The sequence below is a fragment of the Acinetobacter sp. YH01004 genome (assembly GCF_013420455.1).
GTDB lineage: Bacteria > Pseudomonadota > Gammaproteobacteria > Pseudomonadales > Moraxellaceae > Acinetobacter > Acinetobacter towneri.
This window is the reverse complement of the sequence record NZ_VOXZ01000016.1, coordinates 33,515-49,741: the sequence shown is the minus strand read 5'-3', so window position 1 is coordinate 49,741 and position 16,227 is coordinate 33,515. Positions and strand designations below refer to the sequence as shown.

Here is a 16,227-nt window from a genome sequence, read left to right as displayed (position 1 = left end):
TAAAAGTATCGACAATAGGGCTATGATAGCCTATTCCATTGCCTTTGCGCTGAGGTTGATCATTTTTTTAGCGACCAAAGTCTAAATTGCAAATCGGCTCCAACATTGTTAATTTTAAGTTCGAAATAATTCGAATTAAAAATTTGCGCCTAAGGCAGGGCGCTTGAAGGAGCAGGTTATGGATGAGGTACAAGTAGAACGCATTCTACAAAACCCAAAATTCAAAGAAATGGTTCGCAGAAAAAGTAACCTAAGTTGGACATTAACAGCAATCATGTTGTTTGTGTACGTAGGTTTCATGCTTTTAGTGGGCTATAACAAAGAATTCTTATTGAGTTCAATTTCTGGCGGTGTGACGACTTGGGGTATTCCATTAGGTCTGAGCATTATCGTTTTATCTTTCATTTTGTGTGCTGTTTATTCATCAATTGCGAATGGCAAACTTGACCAATTGAACGAAGAAGCGATGCGTGAAGTTGAAGCAATTACACATGAGAAAGGAACGCACTAAGATGAAATGGAATTCATTGAAAGCACTGGCTGCGTCTACTGTATTAATGTCAGGTATGGCATTTGCAGGACCAGATTTAGGTGCAGCAGAACAGCAGCCAACCAACTGGCCTGCAATTATTATGTTCTTGATTTTCGTGGGCGCAACTTTGTTCATTACTAAATGGGCAGCGAAGCAAACCACAAGCACTAAGGACTTCTATACCGCAGGTGGTGGTATTTCAGGTTTCCAAAATGGTCTCGCGATTGCAGGTGACTATATGTCAGCAGCGTCGTTCCTGGGTATTTCCGCAATGGTGTTTATGTCAGGCTTTGACGGCTTGCTGTATTCACTTGGCTTCATGGTCGGTTGGCCAATCGTATTGTTCTTGATTGCTGAGCGTTTACGTAACTTAGGTAAATATAACCTATCTGACGTTGTATCGTTCCGTTTAGCTGAAAAGCCAGTACGTACCCTTGCAGCATTCAGTTCGCTTGTCGTAGTTGCATTCTACCTGATTGCACAAATGGTAGGTGCGGGTCAGTTAATCAAACTTCTCTTTGGTTTGAACTACAACCTTGCAGTAGTAATCGTGGGTCTACTCATGATGGCTTACGTAATGTTTGGTGGTATGTTGGCAACAACTTGGGTACAGATCATCAAAGCGGTGATGTTACTTTCAGGTGCAACTTTCATGGCCTTCATGGTAATGAAAGGTGTGGGCTTCAGCTTCACTAACATGTTTGAGCAATCGATCCAAGTCTTCGCTAAAGTACATGACTTGAGCTTGGCAGATGCTGCAAACATTATGGGTCCTGGTAAATTAGCGTCTAACCCAATTGATGCGATTTCACTTGGTCTTGCGTTAATGTTCGGTACTGCAGGTTTACCACACATCTTGATGCGTTTCTTCACAGTAAAAGACGCGAAAGAAGCACGTAAATCAGTAGTGGTTGCAACAGGTTTCATTGGTTACTTCTACCTATTAACCTTCATCATTGGTTTTGGTGCGATCCTTTACGTATCAAACAACCCACAATTCCTTGATGTTGCGAAAATGGCAGTAACTGGCAAGTTAGAACTTGTTGGTGGTAACAACATGGCTGCGGTGCACTTGTCTGATGCGGTTGGCGGTGACTTGTTCATGGGCTTCATTTCAGCAGTAGCATTCGCAACAATTCTTGCGGTAGTTGCTGGTTTGACATTGTCTGGTGCTTCAGCAATCTCACACGACTTGTATGCTAACGTATTCAAGAAAGGTCAAACGACACCTGAATCAGAACTTCGCATGTCTAAAATTGCGACTTTAGGTTTAGCAATCTTCGCAATGATCTTGGGTATTCTTTTCGAGAAACAAAACGTTGCGTTCATGGTTGGTTTGGCGTTCTCTGTAGCGGCATGTGCAAACTTCCCAGTACTTGTATTGTCTATGTTCTGGAGAGGCTTAACGACTCGCGGTGCGGTGATTGGTGGTGTAGCAGGCTTAGCTTCAGCAGTAACCTTGATTGTATTGTCTAAAGCAGTTTGGGTAGATACGCTTCAAATTTCTGACACACCAATCAACCCATTTAACGGTCCTGCGATCTTTGCAATGCCACTTTCATTCTTCTGCTGCTGGTTGTTCTCTATCACTGACAACTCTGCGCAAGCACAAGCTGAACGTAAAGCATTCGATGCACAGTTCGTACGCTCACAAACTGGTATTGGTATCTCTGGTGCATCTGACCACTAAGGTCTGAAACACCTCAAAAAAGTCCCAGCAATGGGACTTTTTTTATGGCTAAAATTTCGTGGATGATCTATCTAGCATCTAGGAGGGCTATTTCATCTAAAGCATAGAGAGGTTTTATATATGCAATTTTGATACAGAGTCCATGCATGCGGTGATCTGGCAGCATGTTATGTTAGAAATCAAAACAATAAAAAGGCAGCCGAGGCGTATGCAAGCACTACAAAATGTATGGAAAGGTTTTCGGATATTACCTTCGGCATGGCTGTTGTTCTTACAATTTGTGATTTTGCTGCTCTCACTTTTTGCACATCACAACATGCCCTATAAAGTCATCACGTGGATGGTGGGGGTATTGGTGTTGCTGCTCATTGCTAAAGTGATTCGACAAGCGCCAATGTTGAGTGTTTTGGGGCTCAGTTTTGTTTATGCGGCTTTGTTCTTTTCATTCTTTATTTTACTAGGTGTGCGGCATCCTCTTATTTTGGTGATGAGTCATGCTTGTGAAGCTGCAGCCTATTTTAGTGCAGCCTATGGCTTATTGCGTTATATGTTCCATGATCGTTATTTAACTAAAGATGAGCTGTTTGCTGCTGCAGCGGTGTTTACCTTAATCGCTTGGGGTTTTGCCTTTTTATATAGCATCTGTCAAATTTTGATTCCGCAAAGTTTTCAGAACCCAAATGCTGCAGGTTTGCAAAGCTGGCTTGATTTACTGTTTTTAAGTTTTAGTTTGCAGTCCGCGACAGGCTTATCCGACCTTATACCGATCAGTCCCGAAGCACGGGTGATTGCCATGTTGCAAATGTTCTGTGGAGTAATGTATTTGGCATTGATCGTGTCACGTTTAATCGCATTGCAGTACATTCGCCACCTACCGCATCATCACCATGATGATTCATCTGAGTAAAACGGCAGTTCAAATTTTTCATGACATATTTCAGGCATAAAAAAGACGCTCAGATGAGCGTCTTTTTTAACTTCAGTATCTAATGTGAAATTAGAAACGGAATTTAGCGTTTACACCAACAGTTTGAGTGTCAACAGCTTCGCCTACAGCATTCGCATTTACATAGCTAGCACCTACAGCAACTGCAGGAGTGATGAAGTAGTTTACGTTCGCGCCCCAAGCAGAGTCGATAGCAACGTCAGCACTAGTTTCTGCATAAGAAGCACCAACGCTAAGAGCAGGTGTTAAGTAAAGATCAGTTTTTAAGTTATAAGCTGTGCTTTCACCATAAACTAAACCAGCTTCAAAACCAACAGCCATGTTTGTACCATCAATTGCACCTACGTACTTAGTACGTGCAGTGATTGCATCTTGATCTTCATTGATTGTTAAAGCTTCACCAACTGCTTTAACTGCACCATTTGCAATAATACCAAATGAATCAACAGCCATAGTGTCTGCAATGCTTGTATAACCTACTGCAACTAAGAAGTTAGGCGCTACTAGTGCACCAAGTTCTAAAGCGTAACGATCGCCATTGTCATCAGCAGTCGCAGCATTTTTGCCATCGTTGTGTGTGTGGCTGTAAGCAACGCTTGCATATGCTGGAACCAATTGTGTTGGTACATACGCTTCAGCTTTAGCACCATAAACGTGAGATTCTACATCAGAACGACCTTCATCACGCGGAGCATCGTATTGAGCATATTGGTAAGCTAAAGCAACGTTAGATGCTTGGTTTAAGAATGCAGCTTCAGCCAATGGACCTTTAGTCGCATCAACATTTTTGAAGTAGTAAGTACCTTGAACAGCACCAGTGAAGTTTTGGTTGTTTTCAGTAGTGTCTAGAAATTCTGATTGACCTTGAACTTCGAATTGGTACGCTTGAGCACCGGTCATGGCTAATAATAATGCAGTGGCTAAACCGAGTTTTTTCATGATAGTTACCAGTTTTGTTAAAAATGGATGAAACATTGATCATTTTAGTGTAACAAATTATTAAGTCAATGAACTAAAAGGACTTTATTTAAGAATTAAGTCCAATTGACTTTGGTGTTTAAAAAATATTCAAATAAAATTTTTGCTGTCAACCTAAAAACTGTATGGATAACAAGTCGATATGTTCGTTTTTGCAACAAAAGTAGAAATAATAAGCAAAGCATTAATTGGATTAATCGATAAATTTAATTGAAATTATCTGTAATAATAATTCTTGGAGAGTGAAGAATAACGGAAAAATTCACCTGTTTTAGGGTGAAATCATGATATTTGGGTAAAAAACAAGCAATAAAGAAGGCTTGTTTAGACTGAATTTGAGTGGAATATTTGAATTAATGTGAGTTTAGTCACATTAAATTTTAATATTTGTATAAAAATAAATCAGACTGGTTGACTAGGCTTTACATAAACTGTGATTTATTTCATAATTCCACCATGAAGTCCTACTACTTAAGTCGGGTTTGTAAATTATGTGACTTATCTCATAATTTAACCATCAAATCCTAAGCTTGGTTCATCCAGTAGTGCGATCTGATTCTCCATAATTGTTTGCTTTTTATCTGCCCAACTTTCCCCAAGGTTGGGTTTTTTTTTGCATGTGAAAACGCAAATGGTTTTGCGAAAATTGCACCGATATGGTGCAGTATGAGAGTGTGATATGATCAAAACCCATAAAAAAATCCCAGTTTTCTTTCAAAAACTGGGATTTTTCGCCAAAATTTGCGGGTAAATTTAGTTTACTGCTGAGGAAAAACTAAACTCGCCCTAATGAGGTGCATTATGCACCCAAATGTTGCATCTGTAAAATATTTTCTGCATGCTGAAACATTATTTTTTGTATTTGTTGTTTTAGGTAAGTCGGCGCAGGGCATGCTTTTAGAAATTCTCTTGAATGAGATGACTTAGTTAGACGGCTTTAAAATATAAGTGAATTAATTATCTTTTTTGTAAGTAATTTAAAGATTGCTCATGTAATATAGTCGCCGATTAAGTGATCAAGTCCACGATTTTGCACAGTTATAATGACGTAGGTGAAACTTAGCATGATGATGAAATTGCGCACAGAGCATATCAGTCAGCGACTGTTGATCTCGATGATCATTATTATCGTGTCATTGCTTTTTATTTGCGTTCCTCTGATGGTGAATAGTTATCAGAGTTATCAAAAAACAAAACGTGCTTTAATTGAAATTTCTGTATTAGGCAAAGTGGCTGAACTGACCAATAGTATTTCGCGTGAACGAGCGCCTGCGAACAAAGTCATGTCGAGTTCAGCAGCTGAATTTCAGCAAAATTTACAAGAACTGAAAGCGTACCGTGCTGGCGTGGATCAGCAAGTTGAACAGACCATCAATATTTTAAGAAAAGAAAGTTTTATTATCCATGCGCATCATTTATCGCATCAATTAAAGACCGCTTTAGAACAAGGGCGTCAGGCGGTCGATGAATATGCAGCAACTCCGCAACATTTGCGTAGCTCTCAGCAGATGGATCATGCGATTCAAAAAATGTTTGTAGCATGGGATAGTTCTCAGCATGTGCTGAAACACGTCATGCTCGATTCAGTGGCAAAAGACTCATCGGTATCGACCTATTATAGTGTGATTTTTGTTCTTTCAGATTTGCGTGATCAAGCGGGAAGGGTGGCATCCAATATTATTGCCGCGGTAACGTTTGCTGAAAAAATTCCTGAAACCAATTTGGCGAGCTCTTTGCAAACCCAACGCCAAGCTTATTATTTGTGGGATTTAATCCATACCATTTTGCCTGAAGCACATAAAATTCCTGAATATAATATTTTGCATGATCAATTAAAAAAGGAGTTTCTGGATGAGGGAATTCCTATCGTCAATCAATTGATTCAGCAAAGTATTGATGGGCAACCCTATTCATTGACAGGCACTGAACTCACCCAAAAAATGGTGGATAAATTCAACACTGTGGTCAGTTTGCAGTCATTTATATTAGCGCACAGTTTGCAGGTTGCGCACAAAGATTATCATCAAGCTCAGCGTATTTTCATTTTAACCCTAGTAGCGTCAATTATTTCGTTATTGGCTGCTATTTTCACCATGGTCTATGCGCGCTCAAAGGTCTTTATTCCTTTAATTCAGGCACGCAGCCAAATTTTACGCTTGGCAGCTTATGATGATGAAGCTCAAGGGACGCAAAATCCAGACAAGGTAACGCTCTTAGAGGCCATTCAAAAATTAAAACAACGCCTAGAGCAGCGTGATATTTTAGAATTTCAGCTGCGTAATATTGCCAATACCGATGCCTTAACTGGTGTTTCCAACCGTTTGGCGCTTGAGGAATACATCAAATATTTAGAACATCGACCTGAAAAATTGAGCAAAACTGGTCTGATTATTATGGATGTGGATAAATTCAAACACATTAACGATACCTTCGGGCATGTGGTAGGTGACCAAGCTTTAAAATGTATTGCCGATACTCTCAAAGCGCATGTCCGTGCCTCAGACTTGGTGGTGCGTTATGGTGGCGATGAGTTTTTGGTTTTGATTGAGCAAATAGAATTTACTGAGGCGCTGTATTTGGCAGATAAATTGCGCTGCCATATTGTGAATCAAGAAATTTTTATTCCAGAACTGAATGATTATATTCAAGTGTCGGTCAGTGCTGGCGTGGCGGTGGGTGCTGCGTCATGGAGCAGATTGTTGGAAAAAGCCGATAAACACTTATTTAGAGCCAAAGCACGTGGGCGCAATGCCGTTGCTGGTGGGTAAGTTGCAGTAAGTGATCCCATTCCGAAATGATAAAAAGCCTAGAGTGAAAGATTCAGCACAGGTTTTGTGCTGAATCTGTATTTAAAGTTGGATGGGCTAAAAACTGAAATAATCTATTTAGCCTTTTAACATCGGTTTTAAGAATTTTGCGGTATGTGAAATTTTAGATTTTGCGACAGTTTCAGGTGTGCCTTCGGCAATGATTTGTCCACCGCCTGCACCACCTTCAGGGCCTAAATCGACAATCCAGTCTGCAGTTTTAATCACATCTAGGTTGTGTTCAATCACCACAATGGTATTACCCTTGTTGCGTAGCTCATGCAGGATGTCGAGCAATTTGGCAATGTCATGGAAGTGCAAACCAGTGGTCGGTTCATCCAGTACATACAGGGTTTTGCCTGTATCTCGCTTGGCCAGTTCACGCGCCAGTTTTACGCGCTGTGCTTCACCGCCTGACAAAGTTGTAGCTGATTGTCCAAGACGAATATAACCTAAGCCCACCTGATTTAAGGTTTCCAAACGACGATGAATCACAGGAATGGCATCAAAGAAATGCATGGCATCTTCAACGGTCATTTCCAAAACATCAGAAATATTGCGACCTTTATAACTGACTTCCAAAGTTTCGCGGTTATAGCGTTTACCATGACAGGCATCGCAAGGCACGTACATATCTGGCAAGAAGTGCATGGCAACTTTAATCATGCCATCCCCCTCACAGGCCTCGCAGCGTCCACCTTTAACGTTAAAGGAGAAGCGTCCTGCTGCATAACCACGTGCTTTGGCTTCAGGGGTTTGCGCAAACAGCTCACGAATTGGAGTGAACAAGCCTGTATAGGTCGCGGGGTTCGAGCGTGGCGTTCGCCCAATCGGGCTTTGGTCAATATCCACCACTTTATCTAAATATTGCAAACCATCAATCGAGTCGAATTTTTCTGCGGTTAATGTAGTTGCGCCATTTAATTGTGTTGCAGCCAAAGGCAACAAAGTACGGTTAATTAAGGTAGATTTTCCTGAACCCGACACGCCTGTGACACAAGTCATTACCCCTAAAGGCAAAGTGAGATCCACTTTTTTTAGGTTATGTCCTGCTGCGCCCATCAGCTTAATTTGTTGTTCGGGATGTGGCGGTTGGGTGCGCGTTTTCGGCACTTCAATTTTTAATTTGCCCGATAAATACTGCCCTGTTAGGGAGTCTGCATGTTCGGCCAGTTCTGCATAGGTGCCTTCGGCAATAATATGTCCACCATGCACACCTGCACCTGGGCCAATATCAATAATATGGTCGGCAGCGCGAATCGCATCTTCATCGTGTTCTACCACTAACACCGTGTTACCCAAGTCACGTAAACGAATCAGGGTTTCCAACAGGCGATCATTGTCACGCTGGTGCAAGCCAATTGAAGGTTCATCTAGCACATACATCACGCCCATAAGCCCCGCACCAATTTGAGATGCCAAGCGGATACGTTGTGCTTCACCGCCTGAAAGAGTTTCGGCGGAGCGTGACAGACTTAAATAATTCAAACCCACCGACACTAAAAAGTGCAGACGTTCACGAATTTCTTTAAAGATTTTATCTGCGACTTCACCTTTGGCCCCTTCAAGATTTAAGCCTTGATAGTAGTCTTCGGCATCGCCAATCGACATTTGGGTAATTTGAGCAATGGTTTTGTCTTTCACGCGGACATTACGAGAGATTTCATTTAAACGTGAACCACCGCAGGCATCACAGGCAGCATTAGATAAATACTGCGCCAAATCATCACGTACATAATTACTTTCGGTTTCACGGTAACGACGTTCTAAATGCGGTAACACGCCTTCAAACGCAATCACACGTTTATGGTGGCGTCCACGTTCATCAGTATAGCTCAGGTCAATTTTGTCTTTACCTGTGCCATACAGGAATTTCTTTTGTGTCACGCTGTCCAGCTGATTCCATGCCGTATCGAGTGAGAGTTCATAATGTGCCGCGACTTTTTCCAGCATGCTGTAATAATACGGACGCTGTCTGTCCCAGCCGCGAATTGCGCCCTGACTAATCGACAGTTCAGGGTTTGGAATCAATTTTTCCGCACTGAAATGGCTACGTGTCCCCAAACCATCACAAGTTGGACAAGCGCCAAAAGGGTTGTTAAATGAGAACAGGCGCGGTTCAAGTTCTGCCACGGCACGGTCACATTGCGGGCAAGAGTGCTTGGCCGAAAAAATACGATCAGGTTGTTCCGCATTCATCCACGATAAAATGGCTAAATCGCCACCTAAACGCAGTGCAGTTTCAAAGCTTTCGGCAATACGGTTGCCCAAATCATCTCGGACTTTAAAACGGTCTACCACCACTTCAATGGTATGTTTTTTCTTTTTATCGAGTTCTGGTGGTGGGTCAATGTCCATGACTTCGCCATCAACTCGGGCGCGTACAAAACCCTGACTTTGTAGCTGTTCAAACAGATGCACATATTCGCCTTTACGCTCACGAATCACAGGCGCGAGTAGCATTAAGGCAGTGCCTTCTTCCAGTGCTTTTACAGCATCGACCATTTCTGAAACAGTTTGCGCCACCATTGGTAAATCATGTTCAGGACAGTAAGGTGTGCCGACACGTGCATACAGTAAACGCAAATAGTCGTAAATTTCGGTAATGGTACCCACGGTTGAACGCGGGTTATGGCTGGTCGATTTCTGTTCAATGGCAATTGCGGGACTTAGACCTTCAATCGAGTCGACTTCAGGTTTTTCCATTTGCGATAAAAACTGGCGTGCGTATGCAGAAAGCGATTCGACATAACGACGCTGTCCTTCGGCATAAAGGGTATCAAACGCCAGTGAAGATTTTCCTGAACCAGATAAACCCGTAATTACCACAAATTTATCGCGTGGAATATCAAGGTTCACGTTTTTTAGGTTATGGGTACGTGCACCTCGAATACGGATATGACTTTGGCTCATAAAAACTTCTCGATATTTTGCAAATGAAAAACCTATATATGATAGCGCATGAAAATTGTTCAAGTGTTATTTTTCATGCTTTATCGGTCATGAGCTGTCGCACTGTATGTATGGAGCGATTGCCATACGGTGCGTGAGGGCGGCCGTTAAGCTTGATCTAAACCCGGCCACTGACGTTGATGATAGGCGCTATCCCAGAATAACCATTCCAGTTCTGCAGCTTTGGTGTAGGCGTGGTGCATTTTTTCAAGGGTATCGGCATCACAGCGCGCAGCAACACGGTCTATGGTTTGAATCACATTATTGACTGCGGTGTGGAATTCCTCGCCCGAATAGGTATCGACCCATGCCTGATACGGATTATTCGGTGCAGAATTATTGACGATATCTTTACCAACTTCGGCATAAATCCAGAAACATGGCAGTAGTGATGCCAATACCACAGGATAGCTTTCTGACCATGCGGTTGCGACTAAATAAGAAGTGTAGTGATGACAGGCAAGGGTCAGCGGAGTACTTTCAAATTCCTGTTTGGAAATATCAAACTCCTGCATAAAGCTGTCATGTAAGGTACGTTCCACCACAATTGCGATTTTGGCGGCATCTGCGAACTGAATAATATCATCTGCATCAAAAGCTTTAGCCGCACAGACTGCCAGTGCACGCCCGTAGGCAATTAAGTAATGTGAATCTTGAATCACATAATGTGCAAAAGCAGCTTTACTTAAGGTGCCTTGTGCCAACTCCTGATTAAATGGTAAAGCGAGCGTCTTGTGATAAAGGGCAAGGTTACGTTGCCAAGCGTCTTGAGAAAAGCGCATCCTAAATTCCTAATATGTCGTTGCATTTCACTATAGCAGTTTGGGAATGAAAAACACGGTTTTCACGGTATCTGATCGGGAAACCAAAAATCATACGAAGAATTTTGCCGAAGTTGAGGAAAAAGCGTCATAATTGCAGCATAAAATTTTACATTCTCAGTTTTTGTCCGATTTAAAATTCGGGCAATTCAATTTTCAGAATTTTTGTATCTGTTAAAGCTTAATCAAAACTGTACTTTGCGTTGATGGTACAGATTCGGCAGATGAAAAGTTCAGATCAAAATATAGTGATAGGTCGTTTCTCATGATGAAACATTTTGGTTTCTCAATCGTATTTTCGATTGTGTGTCTTGCGCTATCTGCATACTGGGGCTATACCCATGGCCCAGAAGCAGGTGTGCAAACCATGCTTACCGCACTAACCATTACCGCAATTTTGGCGATTATGGAAGTGTCGTTGTCGTTTGATAACGCGGTGGTGAATGCGTCAGTGCTGCGCGGTTGGGATCATTTCTGGAAAATGCTGTTTTTAACCGTGGGGATTATCATTGCAGTTTTTGGTATGCGTTTAATTTTCCCTGTGGTCATTGTGGCGGTCACTGCCGATATGGGCATGATGGAAGTGGTGCAACTGGCATTGAATGATCCGAAGCAATATTCGGCTAAACTGATGGCACATCACCCTGAAATTGCTGCTTTTGGTGGCGCATTCTTGTTGATGGTTTTCCTAAACTTTTTCTTGGATGATGAAAAAGACACGCACTGGTTTAGATGGTTTGAGCGTCGTTTGAGCAATCTGGCAAGCGTGCCTGCCATGTCGGTATTTTTGGCCTTAGTGACTTTGTTAATCATGGCGGCCAATGTGGTGGAAGATAAGCGCCTTGTGGTGACGATGGCGGGTATTTGGGGCATCGTGATTTATATTGGCGTACAAGTGCTGAGTCACATGTTGGGCGGTGAACCAGAGGTCGATGAACAGGGCAATGCTGTGCGTCATGACGAAAATGGCGTACCGACAGGCGTGGTGAAAGCGGGTATTGGGGGCTTTTTATATCTGGAAGTGCTAGATGCCTCGTTCAGTTTTGATGGTGTCATTGGTGCATTTGCAATCACCTCTGATGTGGTGATCATCATGTTAGGCTTGGCGATTGGTGCAATTTTCGTGCGTTCGATGACGATTTATTTAGTCGAAAAAGGCACGTTGGATGCCTATATTTACCTTGAACACGGTGCGCACTATGCGATTGGTGCGTTGGCCTTTATTATGATTGCCAGCGGTACAGGCTTGCATGTGCCAGAAGTGGTGACAGGTTTAATTGGTGTTGCCTTTATTGTTTGGGCGGTGATTGCATCTATTCAATTTAAAAAACGTCAGGCAAAAGCGGGTTAATGCTATGGTGATGCCCGTTGCTGTATTGCCGCGAAATCACAGAGCAATACGGTGATGAAGACTGTATAAAATATAAATTTGGGTGCACAACGTTGCGCCCTTTTTTATTGAAAAAGTAGGGTCTGTTGAATAAACATCGGGAAAAATCAGCATCCTTAAGCTGAATGTTGTAGGATATCTGCAAATTCAAAATTATTTAGTTTTAGTCGATTGATATGATGAATGCCTTAGAACGCCGCTCGACCTTTGCTTTAAGCAGTATTTTTGCATTGCGCATGTTGGGTCTGTTCATGATTATTCCTGTATTTTCAGTAGCAGGGCAGTCATATCAATACTCAACTCCTGCACTGATTGGTCTTGCCGTTGGTGTTTATGGACTCACCCAAGCCATTTTACAAATTCCGTTTAGCTTAATTGCAGACCGTTATAGCCGTAAGCCATTGGTGGTTTTTGGCTTATTACTGTTTGCTTTGGGTGGTGCAATTGCAGCCATGTCTGACACCATTTATGGCGTGATTATTGGTCGTGCCATTGCAGGTGGTGGCGCAGTATCTGCCGTGGTGATGGCATTACTGGCCGATGTGACCCGCGAAGAAAACCGCATGAAAGCCATGGCGGTGATGGGGATGAGTATCGGTATGTCCTTTGTGGTGGCCTTTAGTTTAGGGCCATGGCTTACGGGCTGGGTTGGTATTTCAGGGTTATTTTGGGTCACCACAGTGATGGGACTAGCAGCGATTCTCATGTTGTTATTGGTGCCTAAAGTCACGCGTCATCATCGTAATTTTCAGCAAGGCTATATCACTCAGTTAAAGCAAGTCCTGAAAATGGGCGATTTAAACCGTCTGCATGTATCGGTATTTACCCTACATTTATTGCTGACTGCCATGTTTATTTATGTGCCTTCGCAATTAATCCAATTTGCCGATATTCCTTTGCAGCATCATGGTTGGGTGTATTTGCCATTGTTGTTGGTCAGTCTGTTCGTGGCATTTCCAAGCATTGTTTTGGCAGAAAAATATCGCAAAATGCGTGGCATTTTCCTGACCGCGATTGCAGGTATTATTTTAGGGCTGTTGGTGCTGATTTTCGGGTTTGAATCGAAATACATCCTTTTATTGGGTTTGGGTTTATTCTTTATTGCCTTTAACGTTATGGAAGCCTTATTACCTTCGTGGTTGTCAAAGGCTGCACCAATTCAATCTAAAGCCACCGCGATGGGTGTAAATGCCAGCAGTCAGTTTTTGGGTGCATTCTTTGGTGGGATGATTGGCGGACAATTATTGATGCTCAACCACACCGCAATCGGTTGGAGTATTTTGACCGCGATTGCTATAATTTGGCTATTCGTTAGTTTTGGATTGGCGCAGCCGCGCTATCTTTCGTCTTTGGTGTTGCGTTTGCCTGAGAACCGAGAAACAGATGAATGGACTTCTCAACTTTTGGCAATTCGTGGTATTGAAGAGGTCGTGGTGATGTCTGACCAGCAAGTGGCTTATGTGAAAGTGGATAAACAGCAAATTGATGATGCTGCGCGACAACAATTAACGCACTTGTTTGGGAAAGAGGTAGCCATTTAAGCATAACTCTTATAAAGTAAATAATAGAAACAAATAGGAAGAAAACGTCTAATGCGTGGTGTAAATAAAGTCATTTTAGTGGGTACTTTAGGTCGTGATCCTGAAACAAAAACTTTCCCAAATGGTGGTTCTCTCACTCAATTTTCTATCGCAACCAGTGATGTCTGGACAGACAAAAACACAGGTGAGCGTAAAGAGCAAACAGAGTGGCATCGCATTGTTTTACATAACCGTTTAGGCGAGATTGCACAGCAATATTTACGCAAAGGTTCTAAAGTATATATTGAAGGTTCATTGCGTACGCGTCAGTGGACAGACCAAAATGGTCAAGAGCGTTACACCACTGAAATTCGTGGCGATCAAATGCAAATGCTCGACTCTGCTAACCGTGGACAATCTGACCAGCAAGATGGTGGCTTTGCTCAACCACGTTTTAACAATAACCAAGGCGGTTATGGCAATCAGAACCAAGCTCCAGCCACAGGTTATGCGAATCAAAATCAAGGCGGTTTTAACCAAAATCAGGGTGGTGGCTATGCCAACAATAACCCAAGTGGTTTTGCACCGAAGCCACAAGCTGCGCCTGCAACCGCACCTGCAGATTTAGATGATGATTTGCCGTTTTGAGACATACTAGAGATAGCCATTTGATTCAAAATGGAAAATCATCATCCAAACCCTTTGTTTCGACAAAGGGTTTTTTATGCAGATATTTAGCAAATATCTATTTTCTCGATTAAATTTCAAACTATGATAGGATTTATAATTCATAAATCCGATTATTTTTATAAAAAAACACTGTTTTACCGATTCTTTCGATTTTCGTATTCTAGCTACACAAGATAAGCAATCCCCGAAACGAATTGAGGAGTCATCCATGAGTTTAATCAATACCCAAGTCAAAGCATTTAACGCAACCGCTTACCACAATGGTCAATTTATTGACGTATCTGAGCAAGACTTTATTGGTAAATGGTCAGTGGTGTTTTTCTACCCTGCAGATTTCACCTTTGTTTGCCCAACTGAACTTGCCGATTTAGCCGATCAATATGCTGAATTCCAAAAAATGGGTGTGGAAATTTACTCAGTATCTACAGACACACACTTTACCCATAAAGCATGGCACGACACCTCAGAAGAAATTAAAAAGATTCAATATCCAATGATTGGCGACCCAACTTGGACATTGTCTAAAAACTTTGAGGTGCTGATTGAAGCAGAAGGTTTGGCAGATCGTGGTACTTTCGTGATTGACCCTGAAGGTAAAATCCAAATTGTAGAAATCAATGCAGGCGGTATTGGTCGTGACGCGCAAGAGTTGTTGCGTAAAGTAAAAGCAGCGCAATATGTGCATGCACACCCTAGCGAAGTTTGCCCTGCCAAGTGGAAAGAAGGCGATGCAACCCTAGCACCATCTATTGATTTGGTGGGTAAAATCTAATCGAATCATCGCACTCAATTTTAAAAATCCAGAACCTCGCTTCTGGATTTTTTATGCTCATGATTTGTTTAACCATGTATAAGTTTCAGCAAGATTATTCCATTCTTGCAATGCTGTATGCCAAATTTGCACTAGGTTGTGGTGCGATGAGCGATTAAGATCAAAACATCTATTCTCCTAGCAATAGGTGTAACACATGAAAAAAATAATCGGTTTATATCGCAACCAAAACATGCATTGGGTGGGCGATGGTTTTCCAGTCAAAAATCTATTTTCTTATGACCGTTTAGGGCAGGCGATCAGTCCATTTTTACTCTTGGATTATGCAGCGCCGTATCATTTTGATGCGACTACCGCACAACATGGTGTTGGTTCGCATCCACATCGCGGTTTTGAAACGGTGACGCTTGCCTATCGGGGCGAAGTGACGCATAAAGATTCGGCAGGTGGTGGTGGCACCATCAAAACAGGCGATGTGCAGTGGATGACAGCAGGTGCGGGTGTGGTGCATGAGGAATTTCACTCCAAAGACTATGCAGCACAAGGCGGATTGTTTGAAATGGTGCAGCTTTGGGTGAATTTGCCTGCCGCAGACAAAATGACATCGCCACGTTATCAAGCCATTGAATCTCAAAATATTCCGAAAATTGAGTTTGAAAATCAGGCGGGGCATTTACGCATTATTGCAGGTCAGTACGCAGAGCAATCTGGGCCTGCCAGCACCTTTAGCCCTGTCAATGTTTGGGATGGACAATTGAAAGCTGCACAGACCCAAGCGCTGCATGTGCCGGTAGATCACAATACTTTATTGGTGGTGTTGGCAGGTGAAGTGCGGGTCAATGGCAGTCAACTTGTGCAAGATCACTCAGTGGTGTTATTTGCTCAAGATGGCGAAGCGTTAATTCAGCTTGAAGCACTGCAAGATACGCAATTTTTAGTGCTGACAGGCAAGCCATTAAATGAACCTATTCAAGGCTATGGTCCATTTGTCATGAATACCAAGCAGGAAATCATTCAAGCTTTTGAAGATTTTAATCAAGGCAAGTTTGGTGAAATTCCGATTCAACATCAAGCGGGTTAAGCTTTAAAAAATCTTAGCCAAGAAAAAAGCCTCATGTCGATGTCCCGA

At 42.3% G+C, this 16,227-nt stretch carries 12 protein-coding genes; 9 read left to right on the top strand and 3 right to left on the bottom strand.

All coding sequences use genetic code 11. The features are described from left to right. Nucleotides 1-178 precede the first annotated feature (178 nt). The 3 genes from FTT71_RS11025 to FTT71_RS11015 all read left to right on the top strand — a co-directional run bounded on the left by FTT71_RS11025 (nt 179) and on the right by FTT71_RS11015 (nt 3,129). Nucleotides 179-511: a DUF485 domain-containing protein gene (locus tag FTT71_RS11025; protein ID WP_167845675.1), complete on the top strand. Its 333-nt coding sequence runs from the start codon at nt 179-181 to the stop codon at nt 509-511. A 1-nt stretch (nt 512) separates the two neighbouring features. Then, nucleotides 513-2,222, top strand: coding sequence for a cation acetate symporter (locus FTT71_RS11020; RefSeq protein ID WP_167845676.1), 1,710 nt, complete (start codon nt 513-515; stop codon nt 2,220-2,222). Between the two features lie 208 nt (nt 2,223-2,430). Further along, nucleotides 2,431-3,129 carry an ion channel gene (locus FTT71_RS11015; RefSeq protein WP_167845677.1) on the top strand — a complete coding sequence of 233 codons (699 nt, stop codon included), beginning with the start codon at nt 2,431-2,433 and terminating at the stop codon, nt 3,127-3,129. Nucleotides 3,130-3,219: 90 nt separating this feature from the next. Here FTT71_RS11015 and omp33-36 read toward each other — a convergent pair whose 3' ends face one another. Further along, entirely contained in the window at nt 3,220-4,143 is a 924-nt protein-coding gene (gene omp33-36 / locus FTT71_RS11010) for a porin Omp33-36 (RefSeq protein WP_257229384.1), read from the bottom strand. A 1,070-nt stretch (nt 4,144-5,213) separates the two neighbouring features. Between omp33-36 and FTT71_RS11005 the strand changes: the two genes are divergently transcribed. Further along, nucleotides 5,214-6,914, top strand: coding sequence for a GGDEF domain-containing protein (locus FTT71_RS11005; protein ID WP_180160951.1), 1,701 nt, complete (start codon nt 5,214-5,216; stop codon nt 6,912-6,914). Between the two features lie 117 nt (nt 6,915-7,031). Here the strand turns inward: FTT71_RS11005 and uvrA are convergent, their stop codons facing one another. Then, nucleotides 7,032-9,866, bottom strand: a complete 2,835-nt coding sequence (gene uvrA, locus FTT71_RS11000) for an excinuclease ABC subunit UvrA (RefSeq protein ID WP_004970200.1) — start codon at nt 9,864-9,866, stop codon at nt 7,032-7,034. Nucleotides 9,867-10,012: 146 nt separating this feature from the next. Beyond that, nucleotides 10,013-10,687: a thiaminase II gene (gene tenA, locus FTT71_RS10995; protein WP_004970198.1), complete on the bottom strand. Its 675-nt coding sequence runs from the start codon at nt 10,685-10,687 to the stop codon at nt 10,013-10,015. Nucleotides 10,688-10,991: 304 nt separating this feature from the next. Here tenA and FTT71_RS10990 point away from each other — a divergent pair, with 304 nt between their 5' ends. The 5 genes from FTT71_RS10990 (at nt 10,992) to FTT71_RS10970 (ending at nt 16,179) form a co-directional block, all read left to right on the top strand. Continuing rightward, a complete protein-coding gene (locus FTT71_RS10990) occupies nt 10,992-12,077 on the top strand; it encodes a DUF475 domain-containing protein (protein ID WP_004970195.1) in 1,086 nt (361 codons plus the stop codon). A 215-nt stretch (nt 12,078-12,292) separates the two neighbouring features. Further along, the gene (locus tag FTT71_RS10985) at nt 12,293-13,657 is read left to right on the top strand and encodes an MFS transporter (RefSeq protein ID WP_136144259.1); all 1,365 of its coding nucleotides are present in this window, start codon (nt 12,293-12,295) and stop codon (nt 13,655-13,657) included. A gap of 51 nt (nt 13,658-13,708) precedes the next feature. Continuing rightward, nucleotides 13,709-14,284, top strand: coding sequence for a single-stranded DNA-binding protein (gene ssb / locus FTT71_RS10980; RefSeq protein ID WP_096902231.1), 576 nt, complete (start codon nt 13,709-13,711; stop codon nt 14,282-14,284). 250 nt (nt 14,285-14,534) lie between these two features. After that, the gene (gene ahpC, locus FTT71_RS10975; RefSeq protein WP_004970191.1) at nt 14,535-15,098 is read left to right on the top strand and encodes an alkyl hydroperoxide reductase subunit C; all 564 of its coding nucleotides are present in this window, start codon (nt 14,535-14,537) and stop codon (nt 15,096-15,098) included. Nucleotides 15,099-15,294: 196 nt separating this feature from the next. Continuing rightward, on the top strand, nt 15,295-16,179 hold the full coding sequence (locus FTT71_RS10970; protein WP_154321175.1) for a pirin family protein: 885 nt from the start codon (nt 15,295-15,297) through the stop codon (nt 16,177-16,179). Nucleotides 16,180-16,227 lie beyond the last annotated feature (48 nt).

Bases quoted from the DNA above. Each gene is read 5' to 3' on its own strand.
- FTT71_RS11015 (WP_167845677.1), top strand. From the start codon at position 2,431: ATGCAAGCACTACAAAATGTATGGAAAGGTTTTCGGATATTACCTTCG.
- FTT71_RS10970 (WP_154321175.1), top strand. From the start codon at position 15,295: ATGAAAAAAATAATCGGTTTATATCGCAACCAAAACATGCATTGGGTG.
- FTT71_RS10990 (WP_004970195.1), top strand. From the start codon at position 10,992: ATGATGAAACATTTTGGTTTCTCAATCGTATTTTCGATTGTGTGTCTT.
- ahpC (WP_004970191.1), top strand. From the start codon at position 14,535: ATGAGTTTAATCAATACCCAAGTCAAAGCATTTAACGCAACCGCTTAC.
- FTT71_RS11005 (WP_180160951.1), top strand. From the start codon at position 5,214: ATGATGAAATTGCGCACAGAGCATATCAGTCAGCGACTGTTGATCTCG.
- uvrA (WP_004970200.1), bottom strand. From the start codon at position 9,866: ATGAGCCAAAGTCATATCCGTATTCGAGGTGCACGTACCCATAACCTA.
- ssb (WP_096902231.1), top strand. From the start codon at position 13,709: ATGCGTGGTGTAAATAAAGTCATTTTAGTGGGTACTTTAGGTCGTGAT.
- tenA (WP_004970198.1), bottom strand. From the start codon at position 10,687: ATGCGCTTTTCTCAAGACGCTTGGCAACGTAACCTTGCCCTTTATCAC.
- FTT71_RS10985 (WP_136144259.1), top strand. From the start codon at position 12,293: ATGATGAATGCCTTAGAACGCCGCTCGACCTTTGCTTTAAGCAGTATT.
- omp33-36 (WP_257229384.1), bottom strand. From the start codon at position 4,143: ATGTTTCATCCATTTTTAACAAAACTGGTAACTATCATGAAAAAACTC.
- FTT71_RS11020 (WP_167845676.1), top strand. From the start codon at position 513: ATGAAATGGAATTCATTGAAAGCACTGGCTGCGTCTACTGTATTAATG.
- FTT71_RS11025 (WP_167845675.1), top strand. From the start codon at position 179: ATGGATGAGGTACAAGTAGAACGCATTCTACAAAACCCAAAATTCAAA.